Below are 17,057 nucleotides of genomic sequence, written 5' to 3' on the forward strand. Positions count from 1 at the left end.
CGCTCATTCCTTTCCGCGCCGGGTCTCGCCGGTCATCGATTCGTGGCAGTGCTGCACCGCCTGCCACAGGCGCGGGAACCGCATGTGCGCGACGAAGCGGTCCAGCACGTCGACGGACCGGCCGGTCAGGCTGACCGGCCCCTGGGCCTGCGGCATCGCGCGGAGGGTCGGGTGCCCGCCGAGGCGGGCCCACACCATGCGCTGGTGCTCCTGCTGCCAGCCGAGCATCGCGTCGTCGAGCTCCAGCATCTCCAGCGCGACCGCCCCCAGATCGGGGTGCGCCGTGCCGGCCTCCAGCAACTGCGACTCCGACGCCACACCGTCGGACTCCATCGCCGCGCAGAAACAGCGCCACAAATGCCGGCACGCCTTTTGCAGATTGCGCATGCCGGGAGAGTCCAGGCCGCTGCCACCATCCGGGAGACCCGCCCGTATCTGCAGGAACTCCGTCTGCGGAATGCCGGACCGCACCTGCTTGAGATGCGTCACCGTCAACCGTTGCAGCTCGGTCGCCCGGTGTACGAGACGTCGCGCCGAGCGATAATCGCGGCGCCCCAGGTCGTCGGCCGCGCGCACGATGTCGAAATGCATGTTGTACCAGAGCAGTTCCGCGGTCAGATGCAACGTCTGGAACAGCAGGAAATCGGGGTGCGGCATTTCCGGCAGCGGATGCAACGCCCGGACCGCGGCGGTGAACCGCACCACGTCGTCATACGCGGTCGGCCCGCCGACGGCGAAGACCGGCCCGGACATCCCGTGCTCGTGCTGCCCGTCACCGCTGGACACGCGACATTCGCTGGTAACGTAAATGTTTCACTCCGTTTCCACGCATGACGGATTATGCCGCGCACGTCCATCGGCGAGAATCGCACGCGGAGCATTGTGCCGGTCCGCATCATCGACGATCACTAACCATTGTCCGACCGCCCTGTCGCGGACACGCTACCGAGAGACACTGAGCAGTGTCAATGACGTCTGCAATATGCACCGGCACTTACGGCGCCGGCCAAGGAATGGTCAGACATCGGTCGTCATCACCGCGTGAGAACGTCGCGAGCGAGCCAGGCACGGCACGGTTGCCCAAGCGTCGTGCCGGCCGTCCTGAGGCTGTCCGTCAGAGAGCCCCAAGGATGGTGATCTGAGAGGTCGATGCGTCCGTGGGGATGAGCGCTGAGGAGATCCGGCGGCTGGCCGAGCAGGTGCGGTTCCGGCTGTCGCCGGTCGACGACGAGCTGGTCACCCGGGTCGAGGGGGAGATCGACGGATACCGCACGACCATGGGGGAGCCCCAGCCGATCCTGCCGCCTGCCGAGCTCGCCGAGACGCTGCCGGTGCTGGGGTGGCTGATCTCCGAGGCGGCGCTGAGCTACCTCTGGAGCGTGGCATCGGGCTTCGAGACACTGCCCGGCGACGAGGGGGAGGAGTCGCGGCAGGCCGCGCGGCTGATCGGCCGGCTGGCGGACGCGGCGCGACGGATGCCGTGGCCGGAGTTCGCGCCGCGGGCGCTCGGGGCACTGCGGGCGCAGGCGCTGGTGGAGTCCAAGCGGGACACCGAGGCCGGCTACGACGCCGCGTACATCTACCACGCGGAGGCCCGCGACAGGCTGAAGCACTACCGCGACAGCCACGGCGAGGATCCCGCCCGTGGGCGATACGCCCTGGCGCTCGACGAGACGCTGCTGCAGCTGGTGCTGGCCGAGACCGGCACTGCCTGCCGCACCGCCGAGCGGGTCGTCGGGCTCTGGGCCGAGGAGTGGGTCGACGGGGACAGCGCGGCGTGGACCGGCAGGATGTTCCGCCAGCTCTCCGACGGGGCGACGATCGGGGAGCACGCGCTCGCCACGGCCGAGCGGATCGAGCGGGAGCACCAGTTCACCTTCAAGGTGACCGAGGACCGGCTCGCGATACCGACCAGCTACCGCAACCCCGCGATCATGACCTGCCGCGCGCTGCTGCTGGTGTATTCGATGAGCCCCGAGATGCAGGCCCTGGGCCACGCGCCGAAGGACGCCGACACGTGGGACGCGTTCCGCGAGCAGGTGATCGGGCGGGTCGACCGGGCGTTCGGGTACCTGCGGCGGCCGGTCGTGCGGCAGGACGGCAGCCCGTGGCCGCTGCTGGCCGATCACCGCCGGTCGATGGTGCAGATCTGCCTGCACCTGGCGCTGCTCGTGCCCGGGCACGAGCTGGCGGCCGAGCTCGTCGTCGACGAGACGCTGACGCTGCGGCGGCTGGACGACGACGCGGCCGAGGCGATGTCGGCGTGGCTCGCGACGACGATCGACGGCCGGCAGCGCGGGGACGCCAACATCATCGGCAGCGCCTCCAAGCCTGACTTCATCGCCGCCGTCGAGGCGTGCCGGGCCGATGCGGGCGCCGCGCCGTACTACCGCGAATGGCGGCGGCGATGGACCAGGCTCGACCGGTACGCCGGGATCGAAGGCCGCCGCGAGCGACTGGCCGCCATCCTCGGCGATGGGCGAGCATGACGGCGCCCGCAGAGGTCCCGGCGTTTCTGGGGCGGGTCGTCGGCGCGGACGGTGCCGTGGGCGGGTCGTGCTTCCAGGTCCGGCCGGGTGTGCTGGTCACCGCGTGGCGGGTGCTGGACCTGCTCGGCGCGGGTGTGCCCCGGGCCGAGGTGCGCGTCGCCGACCTGCACGGCACCGGCCCGGTGCCGGCCACCGTGCACGCCGTGGACGAGCTGCGGGATCTCGCTGTGCTGGTGTGCGCCGAGCCGTTCGCCGTGTCCGTCGCGGGCCTGGTGGCCTCGGAGTCCGTGCCGGAGACCACGAACCTGCAGGTGACCGGGGGCGACCAGGACGCGGGCACGCACGGCGCGTGGCTGGGCTCCGCGGTCAGGGACAGCCAGGTGCCGTGCGGGGTGTTCGAGGCGGACCGGCTGACGACGGCGATGATCGGCGCCCCGGTCCGGCGGACCAGCGACGACCACGTGGTCGGCGTCGTGTCGGCGGTGCAGTACGGCAGCCCCGACGCCGCCCGGCGGCTGGTGTGGGCGGCCCGGATCGAGGACCTGATCCCGCTGCTCGCCGGCGTCGCCGACGTGGGGCTCGCCGACGACCGGGTCGCGGGCGCGCCGCTGGACCTGACGCTGACGGTGAGCGCAGGCACGGTGCGGCTGCGCGGCGCCGGCACGGACGTGACCGCCCCGCACGACGGGGTCCGTCCCGGGCTGGACAACGCCCTGCGCGACGCGTTCCGGGAGCGGGCCCGCGTGGCGCCGCTGGACGCGCCCCCCGGCCGCGACCTCTCCGCCGTGGGGTCGCTGCGGCCGGCGGGTGACCTGGTCGCGGCGTCGTTCCTGCCCGAACGGGTACGGCAGACGCTCGCCGTTGTGCTGGAGCGTGCGCGGCGGGAGACGGCACCGGTGCGGCTGGCCGTCGACGCGCCCGGTCACGGGCGGCTGCCGTGGGAGTCGATGCCCGATCCCGCGACCGGGACGCCACTGGCGTTGCATCCGCTGGTCTCCGTGTTCCGCCGCGTCCCCGCCGGCATGCCGGCGGCACGCCCGGGGCCGCTGCGGATCGTGGTCGCCATCGCGTCGCCGGAGCTCGGCGGCGGGCCGCTGCTGGACTACGAGCACGAGCTGAGCGCGGTGCTGGACGCGGTGCGGGCGGCCCGGCAGGACGCCGCCGAGGTGTCCGTCGTCCGGTTCGCCACCACCGCGGCGATCCGGGCCGCGCTGGACGGCGCCGACGCGCACGTCCTGCACCTGTCAGGGCACGGCCGCCCGGGCCGGCTGATCATGGAACACGAGGACGGCACCGCCCGCGAGGTCACCGCGGCGCAGTTCGTCCAGGAGGCGGTACCGCCGGGCCACATGCCGCCCGTCATCGCCCTGGCGGCCTGCTACACGGACGTCGCCGGGCAGGAGCAGGGCATCTCGTTCGCCGAGGACCTCGCCGCCGCCGGGGCGTGCGCGGTCATCGCGACGCGGACGTCGGTGAGCGACCGGTACGCGACGAGGTTCTTCGCCCGCGTCTACGCGGAGCTCGCCTCGACCGCCCGCACCGACGTGATCCGTGTCGTCGCCGACGCGCGCCGGGCGGTGCAGGAGGAGCTGGTGCGCTCCAGGCAGCCGTCCGACCTGCGGCTGGCGGGCCTGGACGAGTGGAGCGTGGTCACCGTCCTCGCCCAGTCGCCCGAGGTGACGCTGATCGACCCCGCGCGGTCGCGGCCCGCGTCGCGGGCGACCGCCGACACTGCCTGGGCTCCGGGGCAGTTCGTCGGGCGGCGCAGCGAACAGCGCCGCCTGCCCGCCGTGCTGCGGTCGCGCTCCGGTGCGGGGCTGGTGCTGTACGGCATCGGCGGCGTCGGCAAGACCACCCTCGCCGACGAACTGCTCGACCGGGTGCTGGACCAGGACACCGCCTGGCGGGTGGTGCGGTGCGCGGGGACGCTGACCGTCGACGGCCTCCTCACGGCTGTCGCGGACAAGCTCCGGCCGGAGCTGCTGCGCCGGCAGCTGTTCGACGGACCGCCGGTGGTCGCCGTGCAGACCCTGCCGCGGGTCGGCGTGCCGTGGCAGGACCGCCTCGCCCTGCTGCAGCAGGACCTGCTGAGCCGCATCCCGGTGCTGCTGCTGCTCGACAACTTCGAGGACAACCTGGGCGACATCGGGGGCGGCGGCTGGGTGGTGGCGGACCCGTCGGTCCGCGGGCTGCTCACGGCCTGGGCGACGGGACCGGCCCGCAGCCGGCTCGTCATCACCTCGCGGTACCGGTTCGCGATGCCCGAAGGCGCCGACGATCAGCTGCACTGGCACCACGTGGCGCCGCTGAGCTACGCCGAGACCCGCAAGCTCATGTGGTCGCTGCCGTCGCTGGAGCGGCACACCACCGACCCGGCCGTCACCGAACGGATCTGGCGTGCGCTGGGCGGCCACCCGAGGACCCTGGAATACCTCGACGCGTTGCTGAGCAACGGCAAGGGCCGGTTCCCGGACATCACACGCCGGCTCGCCGCCGCTGTCGAGAGCCGCCTCGGGGCGGCCGGCACCGCGCAGTTGCGGGCCCGCGCGTGGACACTCGACGCGGCCCTGGCCGAGGACGCGGCGCTCGCCGCGGACGAGGTCCTGCTGACCAGGCACCTCGGCCACCTCGGCACCGTCGCGGGCGCCGTGGAGCTGCTCGCCACGATCAGCGTGTTCCGCCGGCCGGTCGACGCGAAGCGCCTGCTGGTCCACCTCGGCGCCGACGCGGCGCTCGGGCCGGCGAACCTCGCGGCCGTGCTGCAGACCCTGGCGAACACCGGCCTCGTCAGCGTCGACCAGCAGGAACGCGCGGTGATGCACCGGTGGACGGCGACCGAACTGGACCGGCACTGGTGCGCCCACGACCGGGCCGCCCTGGTCGAGCAGGCGCACCTGCGGGCCGCCGCCTTCTGGCGATGGCTCGTCGACGGCCGGCCGCAGGCGTCCGCCGCCGACGTCGACGACTGGGAAGAGGCCCGCCACCACCTGTTCACGGTCGGCGACACCGTAACCGCCGACGCCGTCTCCGAGCGCATGTGCGACCGGCTGGACCGGACCGGGGCCTGGGACCGGGAGCACAGCCTCGTGCACGACACGCTGCGCCGGCTCGCGCCCGGCTCGCCCCGGCGCTCGTTCTGGAACCACCGGCTCGGGCTGCTCGCGCAGGCCCGGGGCGACTACGCGGACGCACGGGCCCGCTACCTCGAGTCGCTCAGGCTCGACAAGGACTCCGGCGACCGGGCCGGGCAGGCGCGAAACCGCCACCAGCTCGGCACGCTGTGCCTGGAGCAGGGCGAGTACACCGCGGCCGAGATCCACCACCGGTGGGCGCTGAGGCTGTCCGAGGAACTGGGCAGCCGGGCGGGCGTGGCGGACGCCAATCACGACCTGGGCGTGCTGGCGCAGGTCCGGGGCGACTACCGGGAGGCGGAACGCCGATACAGGCTGGCCCTGGTCATCGCGGAGGAGGTGGACAGCGCCCCGAGAATGGCCGACGCACGGCACCGGCTCGGGACGCTCGCCCAGGTACGCGGCGACTACAGCACCGCGGACGACCTCTACCGGTGGTCGCTGGGCGTGTTCGAGGAGCTCGGCCACCGGCCCAAGACGGCCCGCGGCGAGCACCGGCTCGGCACCCTCGCGTTCGAGCGCGGCGACCTCGCCGAGGCCGGCCGCCGGTACCACCGTGCCCTGGACATCTTCGAGGACCTCGGCAGCCGCGCCGACGTGGCGGAGAGCCTCCACCAGCTCGGGGTCCTCGCCGACGCGCTCGGCGACGACCCGGAGGCCGACCGCCGTTACCGGCAGGCGCTGCACATCAGGCGCGAGCTGGGCAACCGCGCCGGTGTGGCCGCCGCCTTCAGCCGGATCGGGCTGCTGCTGTCGCGGACCGGCGCACCGCAGGAGCGGGTCTCGTGCCACTGCCAGGCCTTCGCGATCCGCCGCGAGCTCGGCGTCTTCGAGACCGACGTCGACGTCGAGGCCCTCGACACGCTGTACCTGCGCCTCGGCCGGGACGTGTTCGCCGGGCTGGCCTCGGCCGTGCTGAACGAGGCCGAGATGACCGACCTCATGCTCCTGCTCCGGGACTTCCGCGAGACCCGCGACAACGAGTGAACGCCGCCTGCCCGGTACCCTCCCGCGCAGGGGGTGGGCGTTGGCGGTACCGATCTCCGAGCAGAGGAAGCTGTTCCAGCGCTCGGGCGACATGTGTGCGTTCCCCGGCTGCCGGGCCGCGCTGACGGCCGAGGCGTCCGGCGCCGACCGGCTCGTGGCGCTGGGGGAGATGGCGCACATCGTGGCCGACGGCCCCAACGGGCCGCGCGGGGCGTCGGTGCTGAAGATCAACGACCTCAGCGAGCTGGTCGACGGCACGCGGCCCGCGCTCACCGACCCGGCCGCCGCCGGGTACCGCCTCGGCGTGCTGCTCGCCCGGCGGGCGCCCGCGCTGCTGGTCGTCGACGACGTGCACCTCGACACCCCCGTCACGGCGCTGGCGGCCGACGGCGACACGCTGCTGGTGGGCACCGCCCGCGGCCTCGCGGGCCTGCGCCTGCAACCGCCTGCGCCGTGACGGCACGGCACCGGCTCACTCGTCCTTGAACGGCAGCGTCTCCGGGGTCCAGGCGCCGAGGGCGATCGCCATCCCTTCCGGCGGCTGTTCGTTCGCCAGTTCCCGGCCGTCGTCGTCGAGGATGCGTTCCATGACCGGCACCGGCAGGTGCGGGTTGGCCGCGGCCTGGCCCGTGAAGTCGGGGTCGTCGAAGAGCTCCAGGACCCGTCCGGGCGAGAGGCGGGCGTCGGCGGCGACCCACGATCGGACGAAGCGCACCGGGTCGTGGCTGAGCCGTTCGATGACGTCGGCGGGCACCGTTGGATCGAGGTGCGTGAACGCCCGCAGCCGCGGGTCGGGCGACGCGGCGAGATGGCCCAGCCGGTCACGCTTGAGGCTCGGATGCTCCAGCAGCAGGCCGCGGCTGAGCACCCGGGCCTCGATGTACGTGGCCAGCACCAGCTCGGCCGGCACCGCGGCGTGGGTCTCGCACAGCAGCAGCCGCACCGCGAAGTCGTCGTCGGCGCCGAGCAGCGCGACCAGGTCCGGCGGCAGGTGCCGGTTCAGCGCGGCGCTGCGGCGCAGCCCGATGTGGACCGACGTCGCGCACCGGCGCTGCACGTCGGGATCCTCGCTCAGCCGCACCCAGTCCAGCGGCATCAGGCGGGTGCCCGGCTGTATCACGTAGTCGATGGCGGCCCGCTGCTCCTCGGTGAGCTCGGGCCGCATCGACACGGTGAGCCGGACCCACGGCTCGGCGTCGACGGCCAGGCGCGCGACGAGGTCCGCCGGCAGGTCGGGATGCGCGGCGACCGCGGCGCGCTCCCACCGGTTCTGCGCTGCGACGGCCGCCTCCGCCTCGGCGCGGGTCAACGGCTGCGGCGGTGGCGGCGCCGCGTCCTGCTGGGGCGCGCGCAGGCGGTCGCGCAGCTCGCGGGGCACCCACGGGTTGTCGGCGAGCAGGTCCGCGAGCCGTGGCCTGCGCTCGATGAGCCGCTCGAACGCCCACACCGGCATCCTCGGCTCCGGGTCGTCGGTCCACAGCCGCGCGAACGGCTGCTCGGTGAGCGCGCCGAGGACCCGCGCGTCCGGGTCCTCGACGAGCCGCGCCCGGTGCGCCGGCGGGAGATGGTGGGCCTCGGCCAGGACGACACGCACCGCGACGTCGGGGTGGTCGATCAGCGCGCCGACCTGCTCGACGGTCCACGATGGACGGTCGCGGACCGCCCAGCCGATCTCCTTGAGCTGCTCGTCGACGAGGCGCCGCAGCAGGGCGCCGGGGATGGCAGGGTTACGGCCGAGGCCACGCAACCGTTGGCGGGCGGGCTTGTTCTCGTGGTCGTGGAACGCCTTGTTGCCGAACACGCAACCTCCCGGTCGGGGAAGGTGCCCGCCCCCGTGACGGGCACCCGAACGGCAAGGCTAGGAACGGTTTCCGGGAGCTGACAGGGCCGTTTGTCCGATTGACACGCTTCTTTCCCTTCACGGAGGATGAAGGCAGTCGTTTCGCCCAGCCGCGCAGCTCCTCGGCCGGCAGCCGGAACGCCCCGGTGGCCGCCGGACCCAGCACGCCACCGTCGAAGACGAACATGACGCCCTCGGTGCGGTCCTCCTGCGGTGGTACCCAGTCGACCACGAGCAGCCGGCCCGGCGACATCGCCAGGCCCAGTCCCTCCGGGCGACTTCTTGAACCCAGGTACTTCCGCCGGCCGGGTTGAGATGGAAACATCGGTTCGCAGAGCGGAACGAGGGGAGTCTCATGCACGTCGTCGTCAGCCAGGCCTGGACCCTGGACGCGGAGGGCCACGCCGACGCGTACGTCGCCCTGTCCGCGCGGTTCGCCGACTACTTCGCCGCCCATCCGGGCTTCCGGGGGCGCTGGCTGGTGCGCGACGTCGAGGACCCGACACACTTCACGCACATCCGGCTGTTCGACACGGCCGAGTCCTACGCCGAGGCGACCCGCACCCCCGGCTACGTCGAGCACACGGTGGCCATGTACGAGCACCTGCGCCCGTACGACAGCTACCCCCGCACCATCGGCGAGGTCGTCCTGGAGGACCGGCCGTGACCGTGTTCGTCCTCGTGCACGGCGCGTTCCGCGGCGCCTGGTCGTGGTCGCGCGTCCGCCGCCGGCTGACCGCCGCGGGTCACGAGGTGTACACGCCGTCGCTGACCGGCATGGGCGACCGCCGGCACCTCACCGCCCCACCGCCCACATTGGACACCTGGGCCCTCGACATCGCCAATCTCCTCGTCGAGGAGGACCTGCGCGACGTGGTCCTCGCCGGGCACAGCCAGGGCGGCATCGCGATCGCCGCCGCCGCCCGCCGGTGCGCGGACCGCCTGGCCCGCCTGGTCTTCGTCGACGCACCCGAACCCCTGCCGGGCGAGCGCGCCGCCGCCCTCCTCGGCCCGGTCCCGGACCTGCCGCGCGACCTGTGGCTGCCGCCGAAGCCCCTCGACCCCGCCGCCGACCCGTCCCTGTCCCCGGACACCGTCGCCTGGATGAACGCCCGGCTCTGCCCGACCCCGCTGGCGCCCTCCCTCGACCCGATGCCGGAGCAGACGGAAGCCTCGGCGGCGGTACCGCGGCAGTACATCTTCTGCACCGCGACCCCGCCCGGCTACCCGGCATCGGTCACACTGGAACGGCTCCGCGCGCTCGGCACCCCGTACCACCACATCGACAGCGGCCACGACGTCGCACTGAGCAGACCCGGCGACCTGGCCGCGCTGCTGACCGCAGGGACGTAGGGTTCTGCGCAGACGGGATGAGCACGCACTAGCAGGAGCGCTGGAGGTCCTGCGTGGCTGTGCCGACGGCGATCGGGCGGTGGTGTCACGGCTGCGGGACACCGCGCGCCGGCTCGCGGTCGGGGCGTAGAACTGTGCGCCCGGCAGCTCGGCGCGGCGCAGGCACGATGGGCCGGCCGGGTGCCGGACCTGCCGTGGCTGTCGCGCCGCTGGCTGGCCCAGTACCTGGCCGAGGGACCCGCCCGTGGCGTCCGGACCGACAGCGACGGGCACTGGGACCACCCCGGCGCCGCGGTGTGGCCAGGGGCCGTGCGCGAGCAGCTCCGGCGGCTGTGGGAGCGGCGTCACACGGTCCTCGCCGCCGCCGAGGCCACCCCGCGGACCGTCTGCCACCTGGACGTGTGGCCCTCCAACCTGATCGAGGACGGGGCGACCACCGTGCTGGTGGACTGGTCGTTCACCGGTGAGGGCGGCATCGGCGAGGACATCGCCAACCCGATCGTGGACAGCGTCGCCGACGGGCTCATGGACACCGCGCTCCTGCCGGACATCGCCGCAGCCGTCACCGAGGAGTACATCGCGGGCCTGCGCGACGGCGGATGGAACGGCGCGCCGGACACGGTGCGCCGGGCGATCGCGGCCTGCGGCGCGGCGAAGCACAGCTGGTTCGCGCCGCTCGCCCTCGGCCGCGTGCTCCGCGACGGCTCGTTCGGGCACCCGCAGTACGGCCGCGACACCTCCGGCGAGTCGGCCCTGCAACGGCTCCAAGGCCTGGTGACACTCCTGGCCGACTGGGCACGGACGGTTGCGCGCTGAACCGGCCGGGGCGCCCCGGGCAAGGCCCATCGGGGCTCCACTGTGGACGCACCGCGCCGCGACCGGTAGTGCGCCGGTCGGCAGCAGGACGGCGGGCACGACGCCGGGATCGACGAAGGGCACTGTGTCAATCCTTCGACGGTGGACACTCATCTCGTTCATCCCTGGTGTGGCAAGGGCAACACGGGCTTGCCGGTACCAGTGGCGAGCGTCGATCACATACTGATGCATGCGGATCGAATGGCCCGAGGCGCCGGATGTCCGGTTCGACGGTGAGGGGGTCCACCTTGCCTGGCCGAGGCCCGGGGCCGAGGCGCGGTACTGCGGGGCGGCCGTCCCGTGGCGGGCCGTCCGCGACGTCGACGACCGGTCCTCGCCGCAGCTGCGGCTGCACGACGGGCGCACCGTGTTCCTCGGGCGGGACACCGCCCCCGCGCTGCGGGCCGCCGCGGCCGACGCCGGCGTGCCCTGCGTCTTCCGGGCGCCGGTGTGGAGCTGGCTGCTCGAACCGTTCCTGGACAGCGACTACGCCGCGAACCGCGACGACGTGGAGCACAATCTCCGCGAGCACGGGTTCACGGCCGCGGAGACCCGCCGGATCCGGCGGCGGGTCGGTGCGCGGATGACGGCCTACAACCTGCTCATGTGGGAGTGGTTCGACCTGGACCAGCGTGACCTGCTCAACGCCTGGCGGCTCGTCCGGCCGACGCCGACGCACGCGCCGTGGCGGTCGTACCGGCGCTTCCGGCAGTGGACGGACCGGATCGCCGACCGCGGCCGGCCCGGCGGGCCCTTGACCGCCTGACCCGGGGATCGACCAGGGCGGTCGCGCGTCGCGGCTGGCGATCGAGACCCGGCGCCTCGACGAACTCAAACACAGCGGCCTGGGGGTCCGCGCCAGCATCGCCCTCACGTACGACCACCTCGACCCCGACGCGCAGCGGCTGCTGCGGCTGCTGACCGTGCCCGACGTCCCGCACCTGTCCGGGTGGGCGCCGCGGCGCTGCTGGACATGCCGCTGCCGGACGCGCAGGACCTGCTCGACGAGCTCGCCGACGCGCAACTGGTCGAGACCAGCGCATCGAGCCGCGGCGAGTCCACCCGGTACCGGCTGCACGACCTCATCCGGGTCTTCGCCCGGGAGCGGCTCCTGCAGGACGAGCCGGCCGCCGCCCGCGACGCCGCGCTCGCCCGCTACATGGGTGCGCTGCTGCTGCTCGCCGGCGCCGCGCACGACGCCATGTACGGCGGTGACTTCCTGCGCTTCCGGTCCCAGACGGTGCTGTACCCGCTGCCACCGTTCACCGCGGCGAGCGACCTGCCCGCCGTCACCAACGGCGTCCTGGCCGCCGGGTCGCTGCTCGGCGGCCTGCTCGTCCCGGTCGTGCTCTTCCCGGCGTCACTGGCCGACCTGGCCAAGGCACTGCCGACGTACTGGCTCGGCGAGGTCGGCCGCGGCGCCGCCGACGGCCACACCGGCGTGCGCGACGCGGCCCTCGTGCTCGCGGCCTGGACGATCGAGGCGGCGCTCGTCCTGGCGGTGCGGCACTGGCGCACCGCGCAGTCGAGGCCGGATCGGTGACACGCCGGGGGACCTTCCGCCTCAGAACCACCAGCCGAGCACGCCCGCGACGATCAGCTGTGTGCGCCGGGCCGTGGCCTGCGGGTCATTCAATTAGGATCTTGCGGACATGTACCCCGGACAGAAGGAGCCTGTCGTGACGCTTTCGACGACGTACCTGCTGGAGTGCCTGCTCCGGGCGGGGATGCACGATGTCGTCTCGGTGGAGCCGGCCACGGGTGGGCTCGCCGCGCTCGCGGGCACGGCCGCCCGCCGGGACGCGCCTCCGGTGTTCGTCAAGGCGTTCACCGACCCGCCGGCCGACGACGTCTTCGCCGCGGAGGCCGAAGGGCTGGCGGCCCTGCGCGAGCTCGGCGGCGTGGCGACACCCGAGGTGATCGTGGCGGACCGGGAGCTGCTCGTGCTGTCGATGCTGCAGCCGAGGCCGCACAGCGAGACCTTCTGGGAGCAGTTCGCGCACGTGCTCGCCCGCCTGCACACCGGCACGACCCACCCCCGCTTCGGCTGGCACCGCGACAACTGGCTGGGCCGCCGCCGGCAGATCAACACCTGGCACGACGACGGCTTCGCGTTCTTCGCCCAGCACCGGCTGCTGCGCTGGCTCGGCGAGCCCCGCGTCGACGCGGCCCTCGACCCCGCGGACCGCGCGGCGCTGGAGCGGCTGTGCGACCGCCTGCCCGACCTGCTGCCGGTCCGCCCGGCCTGCCTGACGCACGGCGACCTGTGGGCACAGAACATCCTGTCCACCCCCGACGGGCGGCCCGCACTGATCGACCCGGCGGTGTCCTACATGTGGGCCGAGGTCGACCTCGCCCATGTGTGGACCACCGCGCCCCCGCCCGAGGCGCACCGGTTCTTCGCGGTCTACGCGGACCTGACCTCCCTCGACGCCGGCTGGCAGGCCCGCATGCCGATCATCCAGCTGCGCCAGCACCTCGCCGTCCTGGCCCAGTTCGACGACGACTGGGGCGCGGCCGACCTGATCCGCGCCACCCTGGCCCCCTTCCGGACCCGCACCTGAACAGCGTTCCGACGGTTGGCCTCTTCGGCACGGCGGGATTCCGCAGGCGGTCACAGATCGATCCGATCTGTCCTTCCGCGCCTACGATGCGGGCACCACGACGACGGAAGTGCATCGTGCGACGGTACGTGAGGTTCGTTTCCGTCACTGAGATCACCGCCGACGTCGTGGCCTGGGGCCCGGACGCCGAAGGCCGGTGAGGTGGACGAGGCCCGCGACTGGTTGCACGGACGAGCCCGGCTGCCGGTGCACTGGATGCAGGGCACGGGCGGGCAGGGCAAGACGCGCCTCGCGCACCAGGTCGCGGACCTTCGCCGCCGTCATCGCCGAGTGACCCGGCCACTTCCTGTCTCGGCGTCGTCCTTGCCGCTGACAGTGTCGTCAGCCTGTCAACCGCCGGCGGCTTCCATCCGGTTGTACCGGCAGGAGGACCGGATGACCCGAGCACCCGCACCACCCGAAGGCTTCGCCGAGTTCGTCGCCGCGCGCTCCCACGTGCTGCTGCGCGCGGCGTGGCTGCTGACCGGTGACGCCGGGCGGGCCGAGGACCTCCTGCAGACCGCCCTGGCTCGCAGCTGGCAGCATTGGGACAGGATCGCCGAAGGCAGCAATCCCGAGGGGTACGTGCGGCGGGTGCTGTACAACACGTACTCGAGCTGGTGGCGGCGGCACTGGCGGGGTGAACTGCCGAGCGCGGCGCCACCCGACCGGGCCAGCGCCGAAGACGTCGCCGCGGACTCGGCCGGCCGTGACGGGCTGCGCCGCGCCCTTGCGCGCCTGACCGGCCGGCAGCGGGCGGTGGTCGTGCTGCGCTACGTCGAGGACCGCACCGTCGCCGAGACGGCCGAGCTGCTGGGCTGCTCCGAGGGCACCGTGAAGACCCTGGCCTTCCGGGCCCTGCAGACGCTGCGGGCGGACGCCGCCGTGCGGTCGCTGCTCGCCGACGAAGGAGTCGAGCACAATGACGCAACCTGACCACGGCGGCCGTGACATCGGCCGGCTCCTCGACGCCCTGGTGCCCGAGCTCGCGGCGCCACCGGACCGCCTCGCCGCGGTCGGCCGCCGGGTGCGCCGCCGGCGGCTGCTCACCACGCGCTGGCCGCCGCCGGCGTGGTCCTCGTCCTAGCCGGCGGCGCCGCCGTGTTCGCCACCTCCCGGCCGGCCTCCCACTCCGCCGCCGCCCCGGAGGCCAGCGCCACGGCCGGACCGGACCGCCCGGTCACTGGCGACTGCCCGTCGGCGCCGCCGCTGTTCGAGGGCGGCAACTGGGCCCTGCCCTCCACCGCACCCGGCGACGTGGCCCCGCCCGGCGCGGTCCGCGCCGTCCTGTGCCGGTACAACCCGGTCCCCGAGCTGAACACCGTCCGCCCCGGCCCGCCCCGGCGGCTCGTCCTGACCCGCGACGTCGCCGGCCTGATCACCGTGCTCAACGACCTGCCGACCAGCGACATCGACCCCTGCTTCTCGGCCGGCGACGGCGGCGGGTACCTCACCCTGGAGTACGGCGACCGCACCAGAGCCACCGTCGAGCTGTCCAACGGCTGCGGGTTCGTCCGCCGCGGCGCGGTCACCCGCTACCAGGGCGGCACCGCCGTCGAGGCGTTCGACGTCCGGTACACGGCGCAGGAGCTCGCGGTGGCCCGACCGGCCGACGTGCCCCCGGCCGGCTGCGTCCAGCGGCTCACCATCGGACCGGCCAAGGCGAGGTACGACCCGCAACCGGTCTTCGACGTCTGGGTCGGCACGCACGGCTTCCTGCCGGCACCGCCGGCGGTCGTCACCGCCTGCCGGTTCGTGCGCGGCTCCGACGGCACCTGGGACCGCATCCGCGAGGTCACCGACCGCGCCGTCACCGGCGACGCGGCGGCAGCGGTCGAGGCCGCGTCGAAGCAGGCCCTCGGCGAGGTCCCGTACCTGCAGTGCTCGGCCGACCCGAAGACCATCGACGTCCTGCTCCTGCGCGACGCCCTCGGCGAGACCCGCGAGGTCCGCGCCACCCGCGACACCTGTCCCGTGGTGACCTTCGACTTCGACGGCGCCCCACCGTCCACCGCCCTCGACGCCGTCCTCGACCACCTGCTGGGCCGCCCGGCGTAGCCCCCGGTAGAAGGTCCACCCAGACGTCACGCAGGCAGGTGCTCCGCCCAGAGATCACCAACGACGGCGAGGCGGTCATCTGCCATCGCTTGACCTCAAAGGTATGTGTCGATCGCGGCGGCGACGAGGCTCTGGCTGAGGTACGAGTCGAACGCGTGGTACGCGAGGATGCCGAGGAACAGTTCCTCGTGCTGATCGACCGGGAACTTGTCACCCAGCCGGGCCGGGACCGCGACCACGTCGCCCTCGTCGGCGATGTTCAGCCACCGCTGCACTCCGGCCGGGCGCGCACCGCGGCCGTCGATCGGCTCCGGCCGCAGCGCGTCGAAGATCGAGCCGGGCAGGCCGAGCGGCGATCCGAGCGTCACGAGCAGGTCAACGCGCATCTCCGGGTGCGCGCAGAGCGCCTCGTACGTGACGACGGTCCCGAGCGAGTGCGCGACGACGATCTTCGCGCCGCTTTGCTCGATAGCGTCAAGCACACGCTGCTGGCACCGTTCACGGACGCCGGCGCGGGTGAGGTAGACGTACGTCTCCCGGAGCAGCGCCGTCATGATGCGCGAAAGCATGTCGGCGGGCGCGCCCTTGCGCGTGCTCAGCCAGTTCAGCGCCTGCCGGAACGGTTTTGACAGGGCGCCCTGCTGCCCGTCGGGCTCCGGAACGCCGAGCGCGCGCAGCCACTGCCAGGCCCATTCCTGCTCCGTCGGCGTCAGGATCTGAAGTTCCCCGACGCCTTGGGCCTGTGAGTCGAGCAGATCGGCGTAGTAGGCGGCGGCAAGCGGTGGGGCCGGCCGGACGAGCTGCGCGTTGCGGTAGCCCGTGGCGAGCTTCTCGGCCCAGCCCTCGGCCAGCTTGGCGGCGGCCTCAGGGGCCGGCTCGCTCTGCAGTGTGTTGACGCCGTGCACGGCGACGATGGGAGCCTTCATGCCGTTGTCGCGTCCTCTCGACCTGGCGGTCTGGGAATGGGCGGCCAAGCCGGTCGTGCAGGTGTGACGTTGCCCTGCTCGCCGGCTCGGAGCGTACAGGTTTCCATTCCATGGATGTGTGACGGACGCAGCGCGCCGTAGTAACGACGTATTGATCTCGATCGTCGGCCGACTGTACGCGAGTCGACCGGTCTGCCGTCGTTGCCCGAATCGCGGTCGCTTCGACCGGATAGGCGAAGGCCGCTGCGACCGGCGGACGGTTACGCTGCGTCGAACACAAGAATGACGCGATTGTCAGCGCCGTGGCGGCAATGGCAGGAAGACGGGTGTCGGCGGTGCGGCGGCGGGTGGTGTCGATCGGGGCGGGCGGCGCGGGCCCACGGGCGTTGACCTTCGTGAACGAACGGCTGGGCGAGCTGGAGCGGGCCCTGCGCCCCTACGGTTACGAGTGGCGGGCGCCCGACCCGGCGACGCTGCTCGGCCCTGCGATGCGCCTGGCTGTGATCGAGGCCGCCGCCGGGCTGGACCGCGACGACCTGCTGATCGTGCACGTCATCGGACACGGCGAGCTGAGCGCGAGCGGCCGCCTTCTGGTGCTCGACGCCAGGGGTGGCACCGGCGACGGCGCCAATGACCCGAACGAGTGGGTGCGGACGTTCGCAGACACGCCCGGCCTGCCGGCGACACTGTTTCTGATCGATTGCTGCTATGCCGGCACCGCGGCCCGGCAGCCCTGGCAGGTGCAGGAGCCGGCGGCCGCAGGGCGGGCCTGGATCGTCGCCGCTTGCGGTGGACAGGAGCTCGCCTACCGTGGG

At 73.4% G+C, this 17,057-nt stretch carries 15 protein-coding genes; 12 read left to right on the top strand and 3 right to left on the bottom strand.

Translation table 11 applies throughout. From position 1 onward, the window contains the following. Positions 1 to 3: 3 nt before the first annotated feature. Positions 4 to 786 carry a hypothetical protein gene (locus tag OHA72_RS35260; protein WP_327000370.1) on the bottom strand — a complete coding sequence of 261 codons (783 nt, stop codon included), beginning with the start codon at positions 784 to 786 and terminating at the stop codon, positions 4 to 6. A gap of 377 nt (positions 787 to 1,163) precedes the next feature. On the opposite strand from OHA72_RS35260, the gene OHA72_RS35265 reads away from it, so the two are divergent. From OHA72_RS35265 to OHA72_RS35275, 3 genes are read left to right on the top strand one after another with little or no spacing between them, the layout of a single operon-like run. Then, positions 1,164 to 2,489 (top strand): hypothetical protein, encoded by a 1,326-nt coding sequence (locus OHA72_RS35265; RefSeq protein ID WP_327000371.1) that lies wholly within the window; start codon positions 1,164 to 1,166, stop codon positions 2,487 to 2,489. Then, positions 2,486 to 6,607: a tetratricopeptide repeat protein gene (locus OHA72_RS35270; protein WP_327000372.1), complete on the top strand. Its 4,122-nt coding sequence runs from the start codon at positions 2,486 to 2,488 to the stop codon at positions 6,605 to 6,607. Before OHA72_RS35265 ends, OHA72_RS35270 begins: the two co-directional genes overlap by 4 nt. Positions 6,608 to 6,647: 40 nt before the next feature. Beyond that, positions 6,648 to 7,064: a hypothetical protein gene (locus OHA72_RS35275; RefSeq protein ID WP_327000373.1), complete on the top strand. Its 417-nt coding sequence runs from the start codon at positions 6,648 to 6,650 to the stop codon at positions 7,062 to 7,064. Between the two features lie 15 nt (positions 7,065 to 7,079). Here OHA72_RS35275 and OHA72_RS35280 read toward each other — a convergent pair whose 3' ends face one another. Then, positions 7,080 to 8,408, bottom strand: a complete 1,329-nt coding sequence (locus OHA72_RS35280; RefSeq protein WP_327000374.1) for an amino acid adenylation domain-containing protein — start codon at positions 8,406 to 8,408, stop codon at positions 7,080 to 7,082. A 394-nt stretch (positions 8,409 to 8,802) separates the two neighbouring features. Here OHA72_RS35280 and OHA72_RS35285 point away from each other — a divergent pair, with 394 nt between their 5' ends. From OHA72_RS35285 to OHA72_RS35325, 9 genes are all read left to right on the top strand, one after another. Continuing rightward, positions 8,803 to 9,114: an antibiotic biosynthesis monooxygenase family protein gene (locus OHA72_RS35285; protein ID WP_327000375.1), complete on the top strand. Its 312-nt coding sequence runs from the start codon at positions 8,803 to 8,805 to the stop codon at positions 9,112 to 9,114. Further along, positions 9,111 to 9,800: an alpha/beta fold hydrolase gene (locus OHA72_RS35290; RefSeq protein WP_327000376.1), complete on the top strand. Its 690-nt coding sequence runs from the start codon at positions 9,111 to 9,113 to the stop codon at positions 9,798 to 9,800. Before OHA72_RS35285 ends, OHA72_RS35290 begins: the two co-directional genes overlap by 4 nt. Before the next feature lie 180 nt (positions 9,801 to 9,980). Beyond that, complete coding sequence (locus OHA72_RS35295; protein ID WP_327000377.1) at positions 9,981 to 10,616, top strand: phosphotransferase; 636 nt, start codon at positions 9,981 to 9,983, stop codon at positions 10,614 to 10,616. Positions 10,617 to 10,845: 229 nt separating this feature from the next. Continuing rightward, a complete protein-coding gene (locus OHA72_RS35300; RefSeq protein ID WP_327000378.1) occupies positions 10,846 to 11,421 on the top strand; it encodes a hypothetical protein in 576 nt (191 codons plus the stop codon). Between the two features lie 183 nt (positions 11,422 to 11,604). After that, a complete protein-coding gene (locus OHA72_RS35305) occupies positions 11,605 to 12,198 on the top strand; it encodes a hypothetical protein (RefSeq protein ID WP_327000379.1) in 594 nt (197 codons plus the stop codon). A gap of 136 nt (positions 12,199 to 12,334) precedes the next feature. After that, positions 12,335 to 13,219: a fructosamine kinase family protein gene (locus tag OHA72_RS35310; protein ID WP_327000380.1), complete on the top strand. Its 885-nt coding sequence runs from the start codon at positions 12,335 to 12,337 to the stop codon at positions 13,217 to 13,219. A gap of 435 nt (positions 13,220 to 13,654) precedes the next feature. Then, positions 13,655 to 14,194: a SigE family RNA polymerase sigma factor gene (locus OHA72_RS35315; protein ID WP_327000381.1), complete on the top strand. Its 540-nt coding sequence runs from the start codon at positions 13,655 to 13,657 to the stop codon at positions 14,192 to 14,194. Beyond that, positions 14,181 to 14,345, top strand: a complete 165-nt coding sequence (locus OHA72_RS35320; protein WP_327000382.1) for a hypothetical protein — start codon at positions 14,181 to 14,183, stop codon at positions 14,343 to 14,345. The genes OHA72_RS35315 and OHA72_RS35320 overlap by 14 nt, the downstream gene beginning before the upstream one ends. Beyond that, a complete protein-coding gene (locus OHA72_RS35325; RefSeq protein WP_327000383.1) occupies positions 14,330 to 15,316 on the top strand; it encodes a hypothetical protein in 987 nt (328 codons plus the stop codon). The genes OHA72_RS35320 and OHA72_RS35325 overlap by 16 nt, the downstream gene beginning before the upstream one ends. A 95-nt stretch (positions 15,317 to 15,411) precedes the next feature. On the opposite strand, the gene OHA72_RS35330 is transcribed toward OHA72_RS35325, so the two are convergent. After that, entirely contained in the window at positions 15,412 to 16,242 is an 831-nt protein-coding gene (locus tag OHA72_RS35330) for a hypothetical protein (protein ID WP_327000384.1), read from the bottom strand. Positions 16,243 to 17,057 lie beyond the last annotated feature (815 nt).

This window comes from Dactylosporangium sp. NBC_01737, assembly GCF_035963215.1.
Taxonomy (GTDB): domain Bacteria; phylum Actinomycetota; class Actinomycetes; order Mycobacteriales; family Micromonosporaceae; genus Dactylosporangium.